The sequence below is a fragment of the Kitasatospora sp. NPDC059646 genome (assembly GCF_042734615.1).
GTDB lineage: Bacteria > Actinomycetota > Actinomycetes > Streptomycetales > Streptomycetaceae > Kitasatospora.
This window is the reverse complement of sequence record NZ_JBHWDS010000086.1, coordinates 1-20,196: the sequence shown is the minus strand read 5'-3', so window position 1 is coordinate 20,196 and position 20,196 is coordinate 1. Positions and strand designations below refer to the sequence as shown.

Below are 20,196 nucleotides of genomic sequence, written 5' to 3'. Positions count from 1 at the left end.
CGGCCGCGCCGTGCACGCCGGGCCGGCCGGCGGGCAGGACGCGCCGCCGCGCCACGGAGCGGAGCCGGCCGCGATCGGCGCAGCGCGCCCGCGCAGCCACCGCGCCCACGACGCCGCCCGACAGCGCCGGCCCGAACCGCCCGTTCCGGCGCCGCCGCCACCCGCCCCGGCGGACACCGCCGCCCGGGTGACCGGACACGCCTACGCCACAACCGGTACCCGGCGCTCCGTCGGCTGACGCGAACGGCCGCCGTGCGAACGGCCGCAGGCCGTAGCCGGACGTACGGGATCGGGTCAGGGCGCTGGGCGGGCGGCCGGGGCCGCGCCTAGCATGTGGGGCCACCGGCCTCCCCGCGCCGCACCGCCGGCTCCCGCGGGGCGCCCCCGGTCCCTCCGCCCCGCCCGCAGCTCCGGGCGGGGCGCGCGCACAACGGCCGCAACCGTCCTCTCCTCCTTGGGGGTTGATCGCCCATGCACGCGAGATCCGAGGCACCGCCCGCCCGTCCCGTCCGGGCCGCCCTGCTGGTCCTGGCCCTGCTGGCGGCGCTGCTCGCCGCCGCCGTCCCGGCCGCCGGCCCCGCGCACGCCGCCGTCCCCGACCGCTGGGGCTTCGCCTACCTGGACAACCCGACCCCGCCGCCGTCCTACGTCCCCGACCCGTCGCGCCAGTGGGGGAGTTGGGCGTCCCCGGGGAGCAACCCCGTCAAGGTCGACCAGACCGGCCTCGGCGCGTACGTGGTGCACTTCCCGCTGATCGCCGGACCCGGCGGCGTCGCCCACGTCACCGCCGTCAACCGCACCGGCACCTGGTGCCAGCTGGCCGGCTGGGGCACCGCCGGCACCGGCCTCGACGTCAAGGTGGCCTGCTACGGGCCGACCGGCGCGCCCGACAACTCGCCGTTCACCGTGCTGTACACCAGCAGCAGCGGCGCGCTCGGCTCGTCCGGCGGCAACTACGGCTACCTGGACTCCACCCCGGCCGGCACGCTGATCAGCCAGTACAACTCCGCCGGCGGCAGCAACCTCTCCAGCCACGGCTCCACCGGCATCTGGAAGGCCTGGCTGCCCGGCCTCGGCGCCTCCGGCAACCTCGGCAACGTCGAGGTCACCGCCGTCGACCCGGCCCAGGGCGCCCGCTGCAAGGTCGCCGACTGGTACCCGTCCAGCACCGGCCAGACCTTCCTGGTCGCCTGTTTCGACGCCGCGAACGCGCCCTACGACACCGAGTGGACGCTCAGCTACTCGGTGAAGCGCGCCGTGCACGGACCCGCGATCCCGCCGAAGTCCTTCGGCTACCTCTGGTACAACGGCTCGGTGCCGCCCGGCACCAACTTCAACTCCGTCGCCGGCAGCAACTCGCTGGCCGTCGGCGTCCCGTCCACCGTCACCCTGCCCGCGATCGCCGTGCCCTCCGACCACGCCCAGGTCACCGCGTACGGCAGCGGCCCCGGCTGGTGCCAGCTCGCCCTGCCCTGGGCCCGCAGCTCCGGCAACGTGCAGCTGAACCCGATCTGCTTCAACCCCGGCGGAGCTCCCACCGCCGCGCCCTTCCTCACCGCCTACACCTCGGCCTTCTGACGGCCGCCCGCCCCGCCCCCGTCGCAGGGGGCGGGGCCCGGCGCGCTCAACTCCCGGCGGCGGCCCGGTCCACGGCAGGGCGGCGCAGGGCGGCCGGGGCGAGCGCGGGGGAGGTCCACACGCCGTCCGGTCGGTACACGTCGGTGCCGGGCGGGACGATCGCGTCGATCCGGTCCAGCGCCGCGTCGTCCAGCACCAGCGACGCGCCCTTCAACAGGCCGGTCAGCTGCTCCACCGTGCGCGGGCCGATGATCACCGAGGTGACCGCCGGGTGCGCCAGCGGGAACGCCACCGCGAGCTCGGGCAGCGAGCAGCCCAACTCGTCGGCGAGCGCCACGAACTGCTCCACCGCCTCCAGCTTGCGGAGGGTCGCCGGCAGGGTCGGATCGAACCGGTGCGGGTGCAGTGCGGGCCGCCCCGAGGACAGGTCGATCGCACCGCCCTTGCGGTAACGCCCCGTCAGGAACCCCGAGGCCAGCGGACTCCAGGTCAGCACACCCATGCCGTACCGCCGCGCCACCGGCAGCACCGAGGACTCGACGCCGCGCGCCAGCAGCGAGTACGGCGGCTGCTCGGTCCGGAACCGGGGCAGCGCCCGCCGCTCCGCCACCCAGTGCGCCTCGACGATCTCCTCCGCCGGGAACGTCGAACACCCGAACGCCCGGATCTTCCCCTGCCGGACCAGGTCGCCCAGCACCGCCAGGGTCTCCTCGACGTCCGTCCGGTGGTCCGGCCGGTGCACCTGGTACAGGTCGATCCAGTCGGTCCGCAGCCGCCGCAGGCTGTCCTCCACCGCGCGCACGATCCACCGCCGGGAATTCCCGCCCCGGTTCGGCCCCTCGCCCATCGGGAAGTGCACCTTGGTGGCCAGCACCACGTCGTCCCGCCGCCCCTGCAGGGCCTTGCCGACGATCTCCTCGGACTCGCCCGCCGAGTACATGTCCGCCGTGTCGACGAAGTTGATCCCATGCTCCAGCGCCGTGTGCACCAGCCGGATGCCCTCCTGGTGGTCCGGGTTGCCCACCGACCCCAGCATCATGGTGCCCAGGCAGTGCGCGCTCACCTCGATGCCGGTGCCCCCGAGAGTGCGGTATCGCATGGTCAATCCCCTTAGGTCCGTCGGTCGTTGTGCGGCGCGCCGACGGCCACTGTACGAAGTAGAGTCCGCTCTAGATCAACTCCTATGCTGATCCGATGGACACCCCGCCCTTCCCGGTCACCGGCCTGACCATCGGCCAGGTCGCCGAACGCACCGGCCTGAGCGTGCACGCCCTGCGCTTCTACGAGCGGGAGGGGATCCTCGCCGAACCCGTGCGGCGCACGGCCGGCGGCGGGCGCCGGTACACCGAGGGCGACGTCGAGTGGCTCAACCTGTGCATCGTGCTGCGCGCCTCCGGCATGCCGATCCCCGACATCCGCCGCTACACCGAGCTGGCCCGCGCCGGCGCCGGTACCGAACCCGACCGGCTCGCCCTGCTGCGCGCCCACGAGACCCGCGTCCTCGACCGGCTCGCCGAGCTGCAGCGCTCGCTGGACATCGTCCGCCACAAGGTCGCGGTGTACGAGGACTTCCTGGAGCAGCACCCGGTCGCCGGGCCGGCCGACCGCTGACGCCCGTCGGCGTCGCGCGCCACCGGGCAGCCGGCGACCTTGCGGGGCGGCGCGGCTTCGCCCGTGCTTGCGGACGTCGCCGCCGGTGACGACGGCGGCGGTGTCCGGCCCGTGGAAGCGCAGGTCGGCCACGTCGAGGTCCAGCCGGGTGCCCTTGAAGCCGCCGACCCGTTGCGCGGCGGCGGCGCCTGAGGCCGGCCGCCGCCCGGGAACGCGGAAGGGCCCGCACCGCGCGGACGCGGTGCGGGCCCTTCGGGCACTCCTGCGGGCAGCAGGTGTCAGAAAGCGATCGGACGGATGTTCTCCGCCTGCAGGCCCTTCTGGCCCTGCGTGACGTCGAACTCGACCTTCTGGCCCTCGAGCAGCTCACGGAAGCCGGTGGCGTTGATGTTCGAGAAGTGGGCGAACACGTCCGCGCCGCCGTCCTCCTGAGCGATGAAGCCGAAGCCCTTTTCCGAGTTGAACCACTTCACGGTGCCAAAAGCCATAGAAAATCTCCTCACAAGGCGCCGAGACCCGCACTGCGCAGGCTCGATGTCGCCGCACTGATGGCCCGCCGGAATTACACGGCAAAAAAACAGCGCCCGCGGAAGAACCAGCAGGCGCACACAGAAACCATGGGAACCACAACTGCAACTGCTACGACGGTAACAGGTCCGAGGCCCGAACGGGAGCACCCGCCGGCTTGTGAAGGTTTGGAGTGCGAGGCGCTGGACGGCCGGCAGCGGGGTAGCCGCCCGCAGCCACCGAGGAACCCCACCACCGACCGCCGCACCGCCGAGACCGAAGGAGAGCACCCCGCATGGCCGTCTCAGCCGCCTGGACCACCCGGGTCACCCTGCCGCACAGCCCCTACCCCGAGACCGCCGTCGAGGCCCGGCTGCGCTTCGACTCCACCGAGCCGTACGCGGTCTGCCTGGTCTTCCCGCCGCTGCGCGCCGAGGACGACCCCGTCGAGTGGTGGTTCGCCCGCGACCTGCTGAACGAGGGCCGGCACGCGCCCGCCGGCCAGGGCGACGTCGTGGTCGCCCCCGGCCCGGACGCCACCGTGCACGTCACCCTGCGCAGCCGCACCGGCCAGGCCGTGATCAGCATCCCGGGCGACGCCGTCACCGGGTTCCTCCTCGACTCGTTCGCCCTCGTCCCGGCCGGCACCGAGGCCGACCACCTGGACCTCGACGCCGGACTCGCCCGCCTCTGCGGCTGACCCGCCCCTGCCTGCGCTCCCGACCTGCGCCGTCGGGCCGTTCCACCGTTCGGCCGGGCATGCCCCGCCGGGCCCCGGGTAGGCGAGGGCGCACACCCCGCTGCCCGCGCAGCGGACCCGCCGACCGGAAGGAGCGGACCATGACCGCCGACCTGATCCTCGCTGCCGAGTCCACCGGCCCCTCACTGCTCGTCGTCCTCGTCCCCGCACTGATCATCGCCGCCCTCCTGATCGGCGCCTTCGCCTGGGGCAGCCACCGCCGCGCCCACCGCCGCCCGCCCGTCACCCCCGGCCGCCCCAACGGCCCCCGCGCCGACTCCTGGACCACCCCGGACGACGAACAGCGCTGACAGCGGGGGTCGCCCGACGGCAGTGGCCCCGGGGGGAGGTTTCCGGGAGACTCGCGCGCATGGTCTCGGTAGTGCAGAACGTGGCGATCGACTGTGCCGACGCGTACGAACTGGCCCGGTTCTGGGCCGCGGTGACCGGGCGTCCGATGGAGCCGGGGGCGGCTCCGGGCGACCGGGAGACGCAGGTGGAGCTGGGGGAGGGCGGGCCGGTGCTGTACTTCAACCAGGTGCCCGAGCCGAAGACGGTGAAGAACCGGGTGCACCTGTGCCTGCGGCCGGAGACCTCGCGGGACGGCGAGGTGGAGCGGCTGCTGGCCCTCGGCGCGGTGCTGGTCGCCGACCGCCGGAACGCGGACGGGACGGGCTGGGCGGTGCTCGCCGACCCCGAGGGCAACGAGTTCTGCCTGCTGCGGAGCGCCGCGGAGCGGGCCTAGCGAGGGGGAGTTCGTCCGGTTTTGGATCCTTCGCTTAGCGGCAGTGCGCCTATCCGAGGGATCGGGGGAGTTGTCCCGCGGGGCGGGCGGCTCGCAGAGTGGGCGACAGGGGATCCTGGACCGAAACCCCGTCAGCTGTGCAGGGTCCGATGGCCGTTCAGTAAACCGCCGCGTGCGCGGCTGCTTCTACTGGGGGAATCCGATGGCGCTCCGGGAGTCCGGTCGCAGTCTGCGAGTGATCGCAGCCGCGGCCGACGCTGCCACGCAGCGGGCGTCGGCGCGTGGCGTGGAGGACTGCTCCGTCCGCGCGGACGTGGGCCGCGACCTCATTCCGAGCCCCCTGCACTGAACCTCCGCCGCGGAACGACCGGCCGGCGCCCTCCGGCGCCCGGCAGCGTGGTCGTCCGCGCGTTCGCTTTCTCCGGCCCACCGGTGGGCAGCACGCTGCCGGTCGCGCCGTGAGCTCCGCGCACCCGCCGTAGTCGAGCCGCCCGGTGTCCCCGGGCGGGGCCGTCGTCCGCGGGTGCCGCCGAGCCGTTCCGCGCACCTCGCTCCCGGCCGCCGCCGGGCCCCGCCGAGGGTCACCGCGCGCTGCCCCGGACCGCGTCACGGTCCGCGGCGCGCGCTGCCCCGGCGCGGCCGGGAGCCGTTCCCGTCCCGTCACTCTTCGTCGAGCGGAGATCACCCGTGAAGAGCAGCAGTACCTCAGCCGTGGCCGTCGTCGGCGCCGGCCCCCGCGGCCTGTCGGTCCTGGAGCGCCTGTGCGCCCGGGAGCGGAAGTGCGCGTCCGCCGGGCGGGTCACCGTCCACGTGGTGGACCCGTACCGGCCCGGGCCCGGCATGGTGTGGCGGACCGACCAGTCCCGCGAGCTGCTGATGAACACCGTCGCCTCGCAGGTCACGGTGTACTCGGACGCCAGCGTGAACCTGACCGGCCCGATCGAGGAGGGCCCGTCGCTGTACGACTGGGCGCGCGAGGTGGCCGCCGGGGCGATCCCCGCCCCGGGCGACGAGCCGGTGCTCGCCGAGGCCCGGCGGCTCGGCCCGGACAGCTACCCGAGCCGGTCGTTCTACGGGCAGTACCTGGAGTGGGTGTTCGCCCGCCTGGTCGCCGAGGCGCCCGACCACCTGGAGCTGCGGGTGCACGCCAGCCGCGCCGTCGCCCTGGACGACGACGGCGACCAGGGCCGCCAGGTGCTGCTGCTGGCCGACGGCACCCGGCTGGACGGGCTCGACGCCGTGGTGCTGGCCCAGGGCCACCTGCCGACCCGCCCGAGCGCCGAGGAGTCCCGGCTGGCCGCCTTCGCCGCCGAGCACGGCCTGGCCTACCTGCGCTCCGCCAACCCGGCCGACACGGACCACCACCGCATCCCGGCCGGCGAGGCCGTCGGGCTGCGCGGCCTCGGCCTCAACTACTTCGACTACCAGGCCGTGCTGACCGTCGGCCGCGGCGGCCGCTTCGAACGCACCGACGCCGGCCTGGTCTACCACCCCTCCGGCCGGGAGCCGCGGATCGTCGCCGGCTCGCGCCGCGGCATCCCCTACCACGCCCGCGGCGAGAACGAGAAGGGCGCCTACGGCCGCTACCAGCCGCGGCTGCTGACGGCCCGCAAGGCGGCGGAGCTGCGGGAGCTCGCCGCGCAGGGCCGGTGGATCCGGTTCGGCGCCGACCTGTGGCCGCTGATCGCCACCGAGGTGGAGAGCGTCTACTACGCCGCCCTGCTGGCCGGGCGCCCGGGCGTCGAGGAGTTCACCGACCGCTACCTGGCGGCGGCCCACGACCCCGCCGCCAAGCAGGAGCTGCTCGACGCCGCGGACGTCGCCCCGGCCGACCGCTGGGACTGGGACCGGCTCGCCGAACCGTACGGCGACCGCGTCTTCGCGTCCGCCGCCGAGTACCGCGACTGGCTGCTGGCCCACCTGCGCCAGGACGTCGCCGAGGCCCGGGCCGGCAACGTCAGCGGCCCGCTGAAGGCCGCCCTCGACGTCCTGCGCGACCTGCGCAACGAGATCCGCCTGGCCGTCGACCACAGCGGCCTGGAGGGCACCTCGCACCGCGACGAACTCGAGGGCTGGTACACGCCGTTGAACGCCTTCCTGTCGATCGGCCCGCCGGTCTCCCGGATCGAGGAGCTGATCGCCCTGATCGAGGCCGGCGTGGTCGAGATCACCGGGCCCGGCATGACGGTGACCGCGGACGCCGACGGCTCCGCGTTCGAGATCGGCTCCCGCCGGATCCCCGGCGCCCGCCACCGGGTCGGCACCCTGATCGAGGCCCGGCTGCCCGAGACCGACCTGCGCCGCACCGACGACCCGCTGCTGCGCCACCTGCTGACGACCCGCCAGTGCCGCCCGTACGCCATCCCCGGCGAGTGCGGCACCGCCTACGAGACCGGCGGCGTCGCCGTCACCGGCCGGCCGTTCCGGCTGGTCGACGCCGACGGGCGGGCCCACCCGCGGCGCTTCGTGCACGGCGTCCCCACCGAGTCCGTCCACTGGGTGACCGCCGCGGGCATCCGGCCCGGCGTCGGCTCCGTCACCGTCGAGGACTCCGACGCGATCGCCGGAGCGGTGCTCGCGCTGCTCGCGGAGAATGCCCCTCGGACCGTCAAGGAGGGCGTGGCATGAGCGAGTCGACGACGAAGGACGAACCGGCGATCGACGCCGGACTGCTGTCCCCGGTGCGCGCCGGGACGCCGGTGGAGGCCGCCACCGGCGACGCCGCCTGGCTGCAGGCGATGCTGGACGCGGAGGCCGCGCTGGCCCGCGCGCAGGCCCGGCTCGGCACCCTGCCCGGCCCGGCCGCCGCCGCGATCACCGCCGCCGCCCGGGCCGAGCGGCTCGACGTCCGCCGACTCGCGCTGGCCGCCCGGGAGACCGCCAACCCGGTGGTCGGCCTGGTCCAGGCGTTCACCGCGCAGGTCGCCGCCGACGACCCGGCCGCCGCCGAGTACGTGCACCGCGGCTCCACCAGCCAGGACGTCCTGGACACCGGCGCGATGCTGGTCGCCGCCCGCGCCCTGGACCTGGTCCTCGCCGACCTGGACCGCACCGCCGACGCGCTGGCCGGCCTCGCCCGCGAGCACCGCGACACCGCGATGGCCGGCCGCACCCTCACCCTGCACGCCGTGCCCACCACCTTCGGCCTCAAGGCCGCCGGCTGGCGGCAGCTGGTGCTCGACTCCGCCGAGCGGCTGCGCCGCGTCCGCGAGGGCGGCCTGCCCGTCTCGCTCGGCGGCGCGGCCGGCACCCTGGCCGGCTACCTGGAGTACGCCAGGATCGACGGCGGCGTCGCCGACGCCGACCTCGGCGACTACCTGGACCGGCTCACCGCCGCCTACGCCGAGGAGACCGGACTCGCCCGCCCCCGGCTGCCCTGGCACGCGCTGCGCACCCCGATCGCCGACCTGGCCGCCGCGCTCGCCCACACCGCCGCCGCCCTCGGCAAGATCGCCGTGGACGTCCAGGTGCTGGCCCGCACCGAGGTGGGCGAGGCCGCCGAACCCGGCCCCGCCGGGCGCGGCGCGTCCTCCGCGATGCCGCACAAGCGCAACCCGGTGCTGGCCACCCTGATCCGCTCCGCGGCCCTCCAAGTGCCGGTGCTGGCAGCCGGGCTGACGCAGTGCCTGACCACCGAGGACGAACGCTCCGGCGGCGCCTGGCACGCCGAGTGGCTGCTGCTGCGCGAATGCCTGCGGCTGGCCGGCGGCGCCGTCCACACCGCCGTCGAACTCGCCGAGGGCCTGACTGTCCGCCCCGACCGGATGCGCGCCAACCTGGAACTGACCGACGGTCAGGTGGTGACGGAGCGACTGGCGGCGGTCCTCGCCCCCAGGATCGGGAAGGCGGCGGCCCGGCAGGCGCTGTCCCGGGCCTCGGCGCTGGCCGCCGAGCAGGGCCGGCCGCTGCTCGGCGTCCTCCCCGAACTGCCCGAACTCGCGGGCGCGTTCACCGACGGCGAGGCGGCCGCGCTGCTCGACCCGGCCGGGTACACCGGCGCCGCGGCGCTGCTGGTCGACCGGGCGCTGCGCGAGCCGTCCTGAAACGGCGCGACGCCCGGACCGCGAAGGCTCGCGGTCCGGGCGTCGCAGCGGCGTCACGGCACCGGCACGCGCTCCGGGGCCGGGGCCCCGCTGCGCCGGGGGGCCGTGCGCAGCGGCCACCACAGGGAGCGGCCGAGCAGGGCGGCGAGGGCGGGGACCAGGACGAGGGAGAGGACGCCGGCGGAGAGCAGGATGCCGAGGGTGAGGGCGAAGGCGACCTGTTCGGTGCCGGGCGTGGCGGCCAGGGTGGCGAAGGAGCCGGCCAGCACGAGGCCCGCGGTGGCGATGGCGGGAGTGGTGTGGCGGACCGCGCGGGCCACGGCGGCGCGGGCCGGACCCGGCTGCTGCATCTCCTCGCGGATGCGGTCGGTGATCAGGATGTTGTAGTCGGTGCCGAGGGCGACGACGAACAGGAACAGCACCAGCGGCAGGGTGAAGCTGACGCCGGGCTCGGACAGCAGGTGCTGGAAGACCAGGGTGGAGGCGCCGAGGGTCGCGGCGAAGCCGGCGCCGACGGCGAGCATCAGCACGACGGGGGCCAGCACGCTGCGCAGGAGCAGCAGCAGGATGAGGGCGATGAGCGCGGCGGCGACCGGGAAGACCAGGGCGAGGTCGTGGTCGACGGCCGTGGACATGTCGGCGAGGATCGCCGCCGTTCCGCCGACGTGTGCGTTCAGACCGGCGGGCGTGTTCGCGGCGACGGCGGCGCGGATCGGGCCGGAAGCCAGGTCACGGGCCTGCTGGCTCTGCGGGTCGGCGGTCGGGTACAGGTCGATGCGGGCGGCCCGCCCGTCGGGGCTGACGGCGGTCCGGCCGATCTGGCCGACGCCCTCCACGCGGGACAGCGCGCCCGACAGCCCGCCGAGGCGGTCCGCGGAGACCGCGCCGCCGTCGGCGGCGGTGACGTACACCGTGGTCGGGTCGGAGACGCCCGCCGGCAGGGCGCGGGAGATCTCCGCAGCCGTGGCCGCGGCGGGGGTCCTGGAGGCGGAACTGCCCTGGCCGTAGTCCATGGTGATGCCCGCGACACCGGCCGTCAGCGCGCCCAGCAGCGCGACGGAGGCGAGCAGCAGCGCGACCGGCCGGCGGGCGACCAGCTCGCCGAAGCGGCCCGCCAGGCCCGCCCGCGGCTCCCGGCGCAGCGCCCGGGACGGCCAGAACATGCCCCGCCCGCAGGCGGCGAGGAGAGCGGGCATCAGGGTGAGGCTGCCCAGCAGCATGACCAGGACGGCGACCGCCACGGCGGGGCCGAGCGAACGGAACTGGCCGAAGCTCGCCACGCCCAGGGTGGCGAACGCGGCGACGATGGTCAGCGCGGCGGAGGTGATCGCGGTGCCGACCCGGGCGGAGACCTCGGCGGCGGCCTCGCGGACGGGCTGGTTCGGGTGGGCGCGCAGGTGCTCGCGGAAGCGGAACAGCAGGAACAGCAGGTAGTCGACGCCGATGCCGAGCAGCACCACGGAGATCAGGCTCTGCGTGGACGGGGCGAGCTTCAGGCCGGCGAGCGCCGCCGCCCCGGCCACCGCGCCACCGGCCGCGCCGCCGACGATGGAGACGGCGAGCAGCGGCAGGACTGCCGCCAGCACGCTGCGGAAGACGAGGACGTTGAGCAGCACGATCAGGCCCATCAGCAGCGCCCCGCCGACCATCGCCGCCGTCTCGTTGGCGTCGGCGCTGTCGGCGGCCTCCGCCAGGCCGCCGGTGAAGCCGGTGCGCATCCCGGCCTCGGCGAACTCGGCGCGGGCGGTGTCCCGGAACGCCCGGAAGACGTCCTGCACGCCCTCGTTGCCCGCGTCGCCGGTCAGTTCGACGGCGAGCAGTTCGAAGCCGCGGTCGGGAGCGAGCATCGCCGGGGCGACCTTCGGCGTCTGGGAGTGGTCGGGAACCAGGAACGCCGGGTCGTCCTCCTTGCGCGGCATGACGACGCGCCGCTCGCCGAGCCGGGCCGCCTCGGCCTCGATGCGCTTCTGGTCGCCGTCGGTGAGCGGCTTGCCGTCGGCGCGGGCGACCAGCACGGTGACCACCGTGGCGTCCGGGTCCAGGCCGAAGTGGTCCTCGGCGATCCGCAGCGCCGCGGCCGAGTCGTAGCTGCGGGGCAGGAAGTCCCCGGACTGCGACTGGACGACCCGGTTGAACAGCATCGGGCCGAGCAGGGTCAGGCCGACGCCCGCCACCAGCCACAGGACGATGACCTTCCAGGCGTTTCTGGTGGCGAATCCGGTCAGTGCGCGGATCACGAGAACCCTTCCGTCTACGGTGTTGCGGACCCGAATGTCGGTCCCGGCGCCGGGAGTTTCCGGCCTGCTCACAGCTCATCAGCACAATCGCGGCCGGGCGTCGTGGCCGCGGACGATCCGCACCGAGGTCCCGGCTCCCGGCGCCCGCCGGCGCCCTGGGACCGCGCTCCCAGCCCGCACCGTTCCCGGGGCCCACGTCCGGCCCCTCGACGCGGTGCGAGAATGACGGCATCACTGCTGATCAGCGACCCGGGCCGACCGGGCAACGGGGAGACGGGACATGGCCGGGCACCAGGAGGACGCGAGCGCGGGCGGGGACCGGCGCGGCACATCGGACGGCCTGCCGTGGAGCCAGGCCGACGCCCTGGTGGTGGTCACCGCCAGCGTGCTGGACGCGGTCGGCTACCTGCTGATCGCCGCGGTCGGGGGCGGTGCGACCGTGCCCGGCTTCCTGCTCGCCCTGGTCTCCGGGCTGCCGCTGCTGCTCCGCCGCACCCGGCCGCTGGCGATGATCGCCGGTGTGCTGCCGCTGCAGGCGGCGTGCAACCTGGTCGAGCCGGTCGGCATCCACTTCGGCGCGGTGCTGACGGTGGCGCTGTACACCGTCGCCCGCCACTGCCGGATCGGGGCGACCGCCGCGGTGGCCGTCCTCACCTCGGTGCTGACGGTGGCGACCCAGAGCCACTTCCGGAGACCCGGCTGGGACGCCGTGCTCGCCGCGCCGCTCTCCTCCCTGCTGGTGGTCGGCGCGGGCCTGGTGTTCGCCCGCTGGCAGCGCGAGGTGGCCGCCAACCGGCGGCTGCTCGCCGATCGGGCGGTGGCCGAGGAACGGCGGCGCATCGCCCGGGAGCTGCACGACATCGTGGCCCACCACATCACCACCATGCAGCTGATGGCCGGCGGCGCCCGGGCCAACCTCGCCGACCCCGAGGTGGTCCGGGACGCCCTGGTCACCCTGGAGGCGTCCGGGCGGCTCGCGCTGCGCGAGATGCGCCAACTGCTGGACGTGCTGCGGGCCGGCGACGAACCGGACGCCTCCCCGTCCGCGCCGCAGCCCGGCGCGGACGACCTCGGCCGGCTGGTCGACGACTCCTGCCGGGCCGGGCTGCCCACCGAACTGACCGTCCACGGCACCCCGCACCCGCTGCCGCCGACCCTCGGCCTGACGGTGTTCCGGATCGTCCAGGAGGCGCTGACCAACGCCCGCAAGTACGCCGGCCCGGCCCGGGCCCGCGTCGTCCTGACGTACCGTCAGGACGTCGTGGTGGTGTCCGTCCGGGACGACGGCGCGGGCGGCGCGGCCGTCGGCGGGTCCGGCGAGGGCGGCGGCCACGGCCTGATCGGCATGCGCGAACGCGTCGCCCTGCACGGCGGCACCCTGAGCACCGGCCCGCATCCCGACGGCGGGTTCGCCGTGCTGGCCGAACTTCCCCTGACCCCCGACGAGACGGCCGAGGCCGCCGTCCAGCACGGCGAGGTATTCGTATGAGCGCCCCCGCGATCCGCGTCCTGATAGCCGACGACCAGCCGCTGGTGCGGCGCGGACTGTCGCTGATCCTCTCCCCGAACCCGTCCTTCGAGGTGGTCGGCGAGGCCGAGAACGGCGAACAGGCCGTCGAACTCGCCCACCGGCTGCGCCCCGACGTGCTGGTGATGGACCTGCGGATGCCCGTCCTCGACGGCGTCGCCGCCACCGAGCGGCTCGCCCGCACGCTGCCGGACTGCCGGGTGCTCGCACTGTCCACCTTCGACCTGGACGAGTACGTGGTCTCCGCGCTGCGGGCCGGCGCGCACGGCTTCCTGCCCAAGGACGTCTCCCCGGAGGACCTCGCCACCGGGATCCGCACCGTGCACGCCGGCGAGGCCGTGGTGGCGCCCCGGCTGCTCACCCGCCTCATCGCCACCCACGTCCGGGCCGCGCAGCCCGCCCCGGCCGCGGCCGCCGTCCCCGTCGCCGACGGCCTCACCCCGCGCGAGCAGGAGGTGTGGCGGCTGATGGCGACCGGCCTCGACAACGCGGCGATCGCCGAGGCGATGGAGATCAGCCCGTCCACGGTGAAGAACCACATCACCGGGCTGTTCGCCAAGCTCGACGTCCGCGACCGCGCGCAGGCCGTCATCGCCGCCTACGAATCCGGCCTGGTCACCCCGCGCCCGCCCGAGCGCCCCTGACCGCCCGCGCCGGCGGCCCGCGACCGGTCAGGAATCGAGAAGCCCGGGCCGGGCCGCCGCACCTACCGTCGAGGCATGGCAACCATCGACACCGTCACCCTCGACGCGGCCGACCCCGAGTCCGCCGAGCGCTTCTACGCCGCCGCCTTCGACCTGGACGCGACCCGGCTGCGGGTGCGCGCCGGCACCGACCCGTCCACCGGGTTCCGCGGCTTCACCCTGGCGCTCACCGTGCCCCGGCCCGCCGACGTGGACAGCTTCACCGCGTCCGCGACGGAGGCCGGCGCGACCGTCCTCAAGCCCGCCCACCGGTCGCTGTGGGGCTACGGCTCGGCCGTCCGGGCCCCCGACGGCGCGATCTGGAAGATCGCCACCTCCGCCAAGAAGGACACCGGCCCGGCCACCCGCCGCATCGACGACTTCGTGCTGCTGCTCGGCGTCACCGACTTCGCCGCCACCAGGCGCTTCTACGTCGAGAAGGGCCTCGCCGTCGCCAGGAGCTTCGGCCGCAGCTACGCCGAGTTCGACGCCGGGACCGGCCCCGTCAAGCTCGCCCTCCACCGCCGGCGCGCCCTCGCCAAGGAGGTGGGCGTCGCCCCCGACGGCGATGGCTCGCACCGGCTCACCGTCAACGGCGCGGCCGGCGCGGACTTCACCGACCCCGACGGCTTCCGGTGGGCGGCCGCCGCCTGACGGGCCGTCAGGACACGGGCGCGAAGGCGCCGCCCGGGCCGAACGCGAGCCGGGCGAAGCGCTCGCCGATCCGGCGGTGCGCGGCCCCGTCCGGGTGGAGGCCGTCGGGCAGCGGGAGTTCCAGGTAGTCCCGCTCGCCGTACAGGTCGCGGCCGTCCAGATGGTGCAGGTGCGGGTCGTCCACGGCCCGCAGGCCGACGATCCGGGCCAGCTCCTCCCGGATCACGTTCAGCGTCAGCCGCCCGGCCGCGCGCTCGGCCGGGTCGCCGGTGGCCCGGAAGCTCAGCACCCCGTCGGTGAAGTCCGGCAGCAGCGGGCCCGGCGTGTCCTCGTGCACCGGGCACAGCACGGGCGAGACCACCAGCAGCGGCGTGCGCGGGTGGCCCTCCCGGACGGTGTCCAGGAAGCCGTGCACCGCCGGGCCGAACGCGCGCAGCCGCATCGCGTCGGTGTTCACCACGTTGATGCCGATCTTCAGGCTGATCAGGTCCGCCGGGGTGTCCCGGATCGCCCGGGCGGTGAACGGGTCGAGCAGCGCACCGCCGCCGAACCCCAGGTTGACCAGCTCCACGCCGCCGCGCGCCGCCGCCAGTGCGGGCCACGTGCCGGTCGGGTGGGAAGCGTTGGAGCCGTGGCTGATCGAACTGCCGTGGTGCAGCCAGACCGGCCGGCCGCGCTCCGGCAGCGGCTCGACCGGGGCGTCGGTGCGCAGCGCGACCAGCTCGGTCACCTCGGTGTGCGGCAGCCAGATCTCGACGTCCTTCGCCCGCGCCGGCAGCCCGCCGAACCGGGCCGTGCCGACCGGGCCCTCGGTCAGCTCGGCGGCCTGCGTCACCAGGTCGACGACCGTGCGCAGCCGCCCGCCCGCCACGGTCGCCTGCGCCGTCAGCCGCCCGTCCACCAGCAGGTCGTACACCCCGTCCGCGGGCGGCGGGAAGCCCCGGTAGGCGCGGCGGGTCGGCAGCGTGTCCAGCTCGATCCGGGTCGCCGCCGTCCGGAACGCCACCCGCACCCCCGACGGCTGCGCCTCCGCCACCGCCAGCTGCCGGTCCGGGACCTGCCGCCGGGCCCGGGTCGGCAGCCGGTGCGGCAGCAGGCCGTGCGCGGTCTCCTCCAGATCGAGGTGGCCGCGCAGCAGCCGTGCGGTGACGGGGGTGGTGATCCAGTCCTGCCCGGTCTTCGTCGTGTCCGCCTCGACGGTCATGGCCTCTCCCTCGGTTGCCTATCCGCATCATGCAGCTACCTAAACGCCTTAGGCAAATCCGCCCTGTCAGTAGTTCCGGTCCGATACTGTTCAGCCGTGCGGTCCGGATCCCGACCCGTCGCCACCGGCCGCCGGCGGCGCGGGGATACTGCCCGAATGACTGACGACCTGACGGTCCGGCCCGCCGCCCCGGCGGCCGAGGACCGGCCCCGCCGAACCCTGCGCCGCGACCTGTCGGGGCCGGCCCTGCTGGCGGGCCTGGTGTGCGTCGCGGTGTCCTTCTCCGGACCCCTGGTGGTGGTGCTCGCCGCGGCCGCCGCCGGACGGCTGGACGCCGCGCACACCGCCTCCTGGATCTGGGCGGTGGCGATCGGCAGCGGCGTCACCGGGTTCGCCCTCAGCTGGTGGACCCGCACCCCCGTCGTCACCGCCTGGTCCACCCCCGGCGCCGCCCTGCTGATCACCGCCCTCGGCCACTACCCGTACCAACAGGCGGTCGGCGCCTACCTGGTGAGCGCCGTCGCGGTCACCCTGCTCGGCGTCACCGGCTGGTTCGGCCGCCTGATCGCCGCCGTCCCCGAGGGCATCGTGCACGCCATGCTGGCCGGCATCCTGTTCTCCTTCGGCACGGGCATCTTCGGTGCCGTGCACGGCGCACCCGTCCTGGTGGTCGGCAGCTTCGCCGCGTTCCTGATCGCCAAGCGGCTCGCCCCGCGCTACGCCGTGGTGATCGCCCTCGCCGCCGGCGGCCTGCTCGCCGCCGCGACCGCCGGACTCCCGCTGCACCCCGGCGCCGGCGGGCCCACCGTGCCGGTCCTCACCGCCCCCGCGTTCTCCTGGCCCGCCCTGGTCGGCCTCGCCCTGCCGCTCACCATCGTCGCGCTCGCCTCGCAGAACGCCCCCGGCCTCGGCGTGCTGCGCGCCTTCGGTTACCGCGCCGACGACCGGCTGCTGATCGGCGCCACCGGCGCGGCCTCCGTCCTGCTCGCCCCGTTCGGCTCGCCCGGCGTCAACCTCGCCGCCATCACCGCCGCGATCTGCTCCGGCCCCGAGGCCCACCCCGACCCGCGCCGCCGCTACGTCGCCGGCATGTCCGCCGGCGCGCTGTACGTCCTGGTCGGCAGCTTCGGCGGCATCCTGGTCGGGCTGTTCACCGGCCTGCCGAAGGAACTGGTCGCCGTGGTCGCCGGCGTCGCCCTGCTCGCCTCCCTGCAGAACAGCCTCGCCGCCGCCCTCGCCCCCGAACCCGGCCGGGACGCCGCCGTCGTGACCCTGCTGGCCACCGCCTCCGGCGGCACCCTGCTCGGCATCGGCTCCGCGTTCTGGGGCCTGCTGTTCGGCCTCGGCACCCATGCGGTCCTCACGCCGCGCCGGCGCGCCGCCTGACGCCGGCAGACCGCCGGGGCTCGTCCGGGCCCCGGGCCGTCGGTAGCGTGGAACCGACACTTCGCCGCGTGGGAACCGCGGGACAGCCAGCCCTCCCCGCAACGGGTGGAAGGCCATGGATCACCACAGGGACGCGCCGTTCAGCACCCTGGTCCGATCCGTCCTCGACCGGACCGGACCGGACTGGCCGCAGGTCGACGCACCGCCGTGGATCCAGCACTTCCCGCCGCACTACCGCCCGCGCGCCCAGGGCTGGAAGATCCACGTCTCGGCGACACCGCTCTCGGCGACGGAGGTCCTGCGGCGCGCGGCCGCCGTCCTCGCCGCCCGGTCCTGCGCGTTCAAGCACGCCGCCGACACCCGCGAGGTCGAGCGGCTCACCGCCACCCGCTGCGAGCGCGCGGCGGGCGGGAAGTTCCTCACCGCCTACCCGGACGACGACCCGCACTTCCGGGCCGTCGCCGAGGACCTCGCCCGCACCCTGGACGGCCTGCCCGGCCCCGCCGTGCTGTCCGACCGGCCGGTGCGCCCGGGCGGCATCGTCTCCTACCGCTACGGCGTGTTCGCCGCGCCGCCCCGGCTGAACAACGACGGCAGCTTCGAACCGGTGCTGGCCGCACCGGACGGCACGCTCGTCCCCGACCGCCCCCCGCCGTGGTTCGAGCCGCCGGCCTGGACGAGCGACCCGCTCGGCGCGCAGCCCGCCGACGAGACGTCGGAGCTGCTGGTGGGCGGGCGGTTCGAGGTCAGCGGGGCGATCCGGCACGCCTACCGCGGCGGGGTCTACCGCGCCGTCGACCGCGCCACCGGGGCCCCGGTGATCCTCAAACAGGCACGCCGGCACGTCGCCGTGAGCGCCGACGGCACCGACGTCCGCGACCTGCTGCGCGGCGAGGCCGCGGCACTCGGGGCGCTCGCGGCGAGCGGCCTGGCACCGCGCCCGATCGGCCTGGTCGAGCAGGACGGCGACCTGTTCCTCGCCCAGTCCGAGATCCCCGGCGTCACGCTGGAGCAGTGGGTCGGCGACCGTGTGGCGCGGGACCGCGGCACCCCGCTCGACGCCGCCACCGACCTGGCCCGGCAGATCGTCGCCGCCGCGGAGGCGATCACCCGCGAAGGACTGGTCTGGCTCGATCTGAACCCGGGCAACCTGATGGTCGGACCGGACGGGCGGATCCGCCTGGTCGACCTCGAAGGCCTGGTCGAACCCGGCCGCCGCAGCACCCCGATGTACACCCCCGGCTACGCGGCCCCCGAGCAACTCGCCGACCCCTCCGTCCCGGTCGCCGGCACCACCGGGTACGGGCTCGGCGCCACCCTGTTCTTCCTCGCCACCGGCATCCACCCCGCCCTCGCCGACGACGACCGCCCCCGGCACCGCCGCCTGACCGACTGGCTGGCCGCGCTCGCCGCCGACAACCCGGCCGCCCGCCGGCTGCTGCCGCTCATCACCGCCCTGACCGCCGACGACCCGCGGCTGCGCTGGACGCCCGCGCGGGCCCGCGCGTTCCTCGCCCACCCGCCGGCCGCGCCCCCGCCCCCGCCGCCGCCCCCCGTGTCCGCCGAGCGGATCCTGCGTGACGGGCTCGCCCACACCCTCGCCACCATGGACCCCGCCGACCCCGCCCGGCTGTGGCCCGCCCCGGACGACCTGCGCGCCTGCGACCCCCGCGCCGTCCAGCACGGCGCAGCGGGCGTCCTCGCCGTCCTCGACCGCGCCCACCGGACCCTGCCCGACCCCGACCCCGCCCTGCCGCCCGCCCTCGCCTCGGCCGCCGGCTGGCTGGACGCGCGGATGACGGGCCGTCAACGACTGCTGCCCGGACTGTACTTCGGCCACGCCGGCACCGCCTGGGCGCTGTACGACGCGGCCACCACCCTGCACGACCCGGCGCTCGCCGACCGCGCCCTCGACCTGGCCGCCCGACTCCCCACCCGCTGGCCCAACCCCGACGTCTGCCACGGTGCCGCCGGCAGCGGCCTGGCCCACCTCGCGCTCCGGCAGCGCACCGGCGACGCCCGGTTCGCCGACCGGGCCCGCGCCTGCGCCGCCTCCGTCCTCGACGGCGCCCGGCACACCCCGGACGGCGTCCGCTGGCCCGTGCCGGACGCCTTCGACTCCGCACTGCGCGGCCTCGCCCACCTCGGCTACGCCCACGGCGTCGCCGGCATCGGCCTGTTCCTGCTGCTGGCGGGCCGTCAACTCCCGGACGGGCGCTGCCTGGAGGCCGCCGGGCAGGCTGCCGACGCGCTGTTCCGTACCGCCGTCGTCGAGGACGGCGCGGCCTGGTGGCCCGTCGGCGAGGAGCCGCCCGGCACGGCGCCGCTGCACCTGCCGCACTGGTGCTCCGGCTCCTCCGGCATCGGCACCTTCCTGATCCGGTACGCCCGGGAGACCGGGGACGGGCGGGCCCACGAGCTGGCCGCCGGGGCCGCGCTCGCCGTCCGCCGCGCCCGCCGGCACGCGTCCGCCGGGTCCTGCCACGGGCTGGCGGGGAACGGCGAGTTCCTGCTCGACCTGGCCGAGGCGACCGGCGAGCGCCGCTACCGCCAGTGGGCCGAGGACCTGTACGACGCCCTCCAGTGGCGCGCGGTGCTCCGGGACGGCCGGCACCTCGTCCCCGACGAGAGCGGACGCACCGTCACCACCGGCTACGGCACCGGACTCTCCGGCGTGCTCGCCTTCCTGCTCCGACTCCGCCACGGCGGCCCCCGCCTGTGGATCCCCGAACCCGCGACCGAAGGAGTGCGCCCCCGATGACCGAAGAATCCGAGAAGGCCCCTCCCGAGCCCCCGGAACCCGCCGCCGGCAACCTCTCCCGGCTGGAGGCGCTCCTCGCGGAGAACGACACCCCGTTCAGCCGCGCCGACTCCACCGGCTGCAACCCGCCGCGCACCATCGTCTGCACCCCGCCGGGCACCATCATCTGCGCCGGCAACACCTGCGTGAGCACCGTGGTGATCGTCGCCATGGAGTGAGCGCACCCGAAGGACCCGAAACCCCCGACCGAAGGAGCCTGATCGCCATGCAGGCCAACGACCCGCCTCCGGAGAAGTCCTCCGAGGGCACCACCTCCCGGCTGGAGAAACTCCTCGCCGAGGACACCCACTTCACCCCCCAGGACGCCAGCGGCTGCTCGCTGATGCAGACCGCCGTCTGCGGCGCGTCCACCGTCATCTGCGGCGGCCAGAGCACCTGCTCGCGCACCGTGGTGATCGTGGTCCTGGAGTGATCGCCCGGACCGCGCGGCAACGGCGGCGGCCGGGCCGGAGCCCCGCTC

At 75.7% G+C, this 20,196-nt stretch carries 18 protein-coding genes and 1 pseudogene; 15 read left to right on the top strand and 4 right to left on the bottom strand.

Annotation, left to right across the window (positions count from 1 at the left end):
* Positions 1 to 238 (top strand): annotated as a pseudogene (locus ACFV1L_RS35215) (hypothetical protein); the annotation flags it as partial.
* 233 nt (positions 239 to 471) lie between these two features.
* Positions 472 to 1,578: a hypothetical protein gene (locus ACFV1L_RS35210; RefSeq protein WP_380374091.1), complete on the top strand. Its 1,107-nt coding sequence runs from the start codon at positions 472 to 474 to the stop codon at positions 1,576 to 1,578.
* Between the two features lie 46 nt (positions 1,579 to 1,624).
* On the opposite strand, the gene ACFV1L_RS35205 is transcribed toward ACFV1L_RS35210, so the two are convergent.
* Entirely contained in the window at positions 1,625 to 2,677 is a 1,053-nt protein-coding gene (locus tag ACFV1L_RS35205) for an aldo/keto reductase (RefSeq protein WP_380374088.1), read from the bottom strand.
* A gap of 95 nt (positions 2,678 to 2,772) precedes the next feature.
* On the opposite strand from ACFV1L_RS35205, the gene ACFV1L_RS35200 reads away from it, so the two are divergent.
* The gene (locus ACFV1L_RS35200; RefSeq protein WP_380374085.1) at positions 2,773 to 3,189 is read left to right on the top strand and encodes a MerR family transcriptional regulator; all 417 of its coding nucleotides are present in this window, start codon (positions 2,773 to 2,775) and stop codon (positions 3,187 to 3,189) included.
* Positions 3,190 to 3,467: 278 nt separating this feature from the next.
* Here ACFV1L_RS35200 and ACFV1L_RS35195 read toward each other — a convergent pair whose 3' ends face one another.
* Positions 3,468 to 3,677, bottom strand: a complete 210-nt coding sequence (locus ACFV1L_RS35195) for a cold-shock protein (RefSeq protein ID WP_380374082.1) — start codon at positions 3,675 to 3,677, stop codon at positions 3,468 to 3,470.
* A 314-nt stretch (positions 3,678 to 3,991) separates the two neighbouring features.
* Here ACFV1L_RS35195 and ACFV1L_RS35190 point away from each other — a divergent pair, with 314 nt between their 5' ends.
* The 5 genes from ACFV1L_RS35190 to pcaB all read left to right on the top strand — a co-directional run bounded on the left by ACFV1L_RS35190 (position 3,992) and on the right by pcaB (position 9,223).
* Positions 3,992 to 4,396 carry an SsgA family sporulation/cell division regulator gene (locus ACFV1L_RS35190; protein ID WP_380374079.1) on the top strand — a complete coding sequence of 135 codons (405 nt, stop codon included), beginning with the start codon at positions 3,992 to 3,994 and terminating at the stop codon, positions 4,394 to 4,396.
* 140 nt (positions 4,397 to 4,536) lie between these two features.
* Positions 4,537 to 4,746 carry a DUF6479 family protein gene (locus tag ACFV1L_RS35185; protein WP_380374076.1) on the top strand — a complete coding sequence of 70 codons (210 nt, stop codon included), beginning with the start codon at positions 4,537 to 4,539 and terminating at the stop codon, positions 4,744 to 4,746.
* Positions 4,747 to 4,805: 59 nt separating this feature from the next.
* The gene (locus ACFV1L_RS35180) at positions 4,806 to 5,180 is read left to right on the top strand and encodes a VOC family protein (protein WP_380374073.1); all 375 of its coding nucleotides are present in this window, start codon (positions 4,806 to 4,808) and stop codon (positions 5,178 to 5,180) included.
* Between the two features lie 687 nt (positions 5,181 to 5,867).
* Positions 5,868 to 7,808, top strand: a complete 1,941-nt coding sequence (locus ACFV1L_RS35175; protein ID WP_380374070.1) for an FAD/NAD(P)-binding protein — start codon at positions 5,868 to 5,870, stop codon at positions 7,806 to 7,808.
* A complete protein-coding gene (pcaB, locus tag ACFV1L_RS35170) occupies positions 7,805 to 9,223 on the top strand; it encodes a 3-carboxy-cis,cis-muconate cycloisomerase (protein WP_380374068.1) in 1,419 nt (472 codons plus the stop codon). The genes ACFV1L_RS35175 and pcaB overlap by 4 nt, the downstream gene beginning before the upstream one ends.
* Positions 9,224 to 9,276: 53 nt before the next feature.
* Here pcaB and ACFV1L_RS35165 read toward each other — a convergent pair whose 3' ends face one another.
* The gene (locus tag ACFV1L_RS35165) at positions 9,277 to 11,460 is read right to left on the bottom strand and encodes an MMPL family transporter (protein WP_380374065.1); all 2,184 of its coding nucleotides are present in this window, start codon (positions 11,458 to 11,460) and stop codon (positions 9,277 to 9,279) included.
* A gap of 280 nt (positions 11,461 to 11,740) precedes the next feature.
* Between ACFV1L_RS35165 and ACFV1L_RS35160 the strand changes: the two genes are divergently transcribed.
* The 3 genes from ACFV1L_RS35160 (at position 11,741) to ACFV1L_RS35150 (ending at position 14,325) form a co-directional block, all read left to right on the top strand.
* Positions 11,741 to 12,949, top strand: a complete 1,209-nt coding sequence (locus ACFV1L_RS35160) for a sensor histidine kinase (RefSeq protein WP_380374062.1) — start codon at positions 11,741 to 11,743, stop codon at positions 12,947 to 12,949.
* Positions 12,946 to 13,632 carry a response regulator gene (locus tag ACFV1L_RS35155; RefSeq protein WP_380374060.1) on the top strand — a complete coding sequence of 229 codons (687 nt, stop codon included), beginning with the start codon at positions 12,946 to 12,948 and terminating at the stop codon, positions 13,630 to 13,632. Before ACFV1L_RS35160 ends, ACFV1L_RS35155 begins: the two co-directional genes overlap by 4 nt.
* Before the next feature lie 75 nt (positions 13,633 to 13,707).
* A complete protein-coding gene (locus ACFV1L_RS35150) occupies positions 13,708 to 14,325 on the top strand; it encodes a glyoxalase (protein WP_380374058.1) in 618 nt (205 codons plus the stop codon).
* Between the two features lie 7 nt (positions 14,326 to 14,332).
* Here the strand turns inward: ACFV1L_RS35150 and ACFV1L_RS35145 are convergent, their stop codons facing one another.
* Positions 14,333 to 15,529 (bottom strand): GDSL-type esterase/lipase family protein, encoded by a 1,197-nt coding sequence (locus ACFV1L_RS35145; protein ID WP_380374055.1) that lies wholly within the window; start codon positions 15,527 to 15,529, stop codon positions 14,333 to 14,335.
* 156 nt (positions 15,530 to 15,685) lie between these two features.
* Between ACFV1L_RS35145 and ACFV1L_RS35140 the strand changes: the two genes are divergently transcribed.
* The 4 genes from ACFV1L_RS35140 to ACFV1L_RS35125 all read left to right on the top strand — a co-directional run bounded on the left by ACFV1L_RS35140 (position 15,686) and on the right by ACFV1L_RS35125 (position 20,148).
* Positions 15,686 to 16,915, top strand: a complete 1,230-nt coding sequence (locus ACFV1L_RS35140) for a benzoate/H(+) symporter BenE family transporter (protein ID WP_380374052.1) — start codon at positions 15,686 to 15,688, stop codon at positions 16,913 to 16,915.
* Between the two features lie 115 nt (positions 16,916 to 17,030).
* On the top strand, positions 17,031 to 19,676 hold the full coding sequence (gene lanL / locus ACFV1L_RS35135) for a class IV lanthionine synthetase LanL (protein ID WP_380374050.1): 2,646 nt from the start codon (positions 17,031 to 17,033) through the stop codon (positions 19,674 to 19,676).
* Positions 19,673 to 19,894 carry a hypothetical protein gene (locus tag ACFV1L_RS35130; RefSeq protein WP_380374047.1) on the top strand — a complete coding sequence of 74 codons (222 nt, stop codon included), beginning with the start codon at positions 19,673 to 19,675 and terminating at the stop codon, positions 19,892 to 19,894. Before lanL ends, ACFV1L_RS35130 begins: the two co-directional genes overlap by 4 nt.
* Positions 19,895 to 19,941: 47 nt before the next feature.
* The gene (locus ACFV1L_RS35125; RefSeq protein ID WP_380374044.1) at positions 19,942 to 20,148 is read left to right on the top strand and encodes a hypothetical protein; all 207 of its coding nucleotides are present in this window, start codon (positions 19,942 to 19,944) and stop codon (positions 20,146 to 20,148) included.
* Positions 20,149 to 20,196: the final 48 nt, after the last annotated feature.

Coding starts and splice junctions, on each gene's coding strand:
- ACFV1L_RS35210 (WP_380374091.1), top strand. CDS start 472: ATGCACGCGAGATCCGAGGCACCGCCCGCCCGTCCCGTCCGGGCCGCC.
- ACFV1L_RS35205 (WP_380374088.1), bottom strand. CDS start 2,677: ATGCGATACCGCACTCTCGGGGGCACCGGCATCGAGGTGAGCGCGCAC.
- ACFV1L_RS35200 (WP_380374085.1), top strand. CDS start 2,773: ATGGACACCCCGCCCTTCCCGGTCACCGGCCTGACCATCGGCCAGGTC.
- ACFV1L_RS35195 (WP_380374082.1), bottom strand. CDS start 3,677: ATGGCTTTTGGCACCGTGAAGTGGTTCAACTCGGAAAAGGGCTTCGGC.
- ACFV1L_RS35190 (WP_380374079.1), top strand. CDS start 3,992: ATGGCCGTCTCAGCCGCCTGGACCACCCGGGTCACCCTGCCGCACAGC.
- ACFV1L_RS35185 (WP_380374076.1), top strand. CDS start 4,537: ATGACCGCCGACCTGATCCTCGCTGCCGAGTCCACCGGCCCCTCACTG.
- ACFV1L_RS35180 (WP_380374073.1), top strand. CDS start 4,806: ATGGTCTCGGTAGTGCAGAACGTGGCGATCGACTGTGCCGACGCGTAC.
- pcaB (WP_380374068.1), top strand. CDS start 7,805: ATGAGCGAGTCGACGACGAAGGACGAACCGGCGATCGACGCCGGACTG.
- ACFV1L_RS35160 (WP_380374062.1), top strand. CDS start 11,741: ATGGCCGGGCACCAGGAGGACGCGAGCGCGGGCGGGGACCGGCGCGGC.
- ACFV1L_RS35155 (WP_380374060.1), top strand. CDS start 12,946: ATGAGCGCCCCCGCGATCCGCGTCCTGATAGCCGACGACCAGCCGCTG.
- ACFV1L_RS35150 (WP_380374058.1), top strand. CDS start 13,708: ATGGCAACCATCGACACCGTCACCCTCGACGCGGCCGACCCCGAGTCC.
- ACFV1L_RS35145 (WP_380374055.1), bottom strand. CDS start 15,529: ATGACCGTCGAGGCGGACACGACGAAGACCGGGCAGGACTGGATCACC.
- ACFV1L_RS35140 (WP_380374052.1), top strand. CDS start 15,686: ATGACTGACGACCTGACGGTCCGGCCCGCCGCCCCGGCGGCCGAGGAC.
- lanL (WP_380374050.1), top strand. CDS start 17,031: ATGGATCACCACAGGGACGCGCCGTTCAGCACCCTGGTCCGATCCGTC.
- ACFV1L_RS35130 (WP_380374047.1), top strand. CDS start 19,673: ATGACCGAAGAATCCGAGAAGGCCCCTCCCGAGCCCCCGGAACCCGCC.
- ACFV1L_RS35125 (WP_380374044.1), top strand. CDS start 19,942: ATGCAGGCCAACGACCCGCCTCCGGAGAAGTCCTCCGAGGGCACCACC.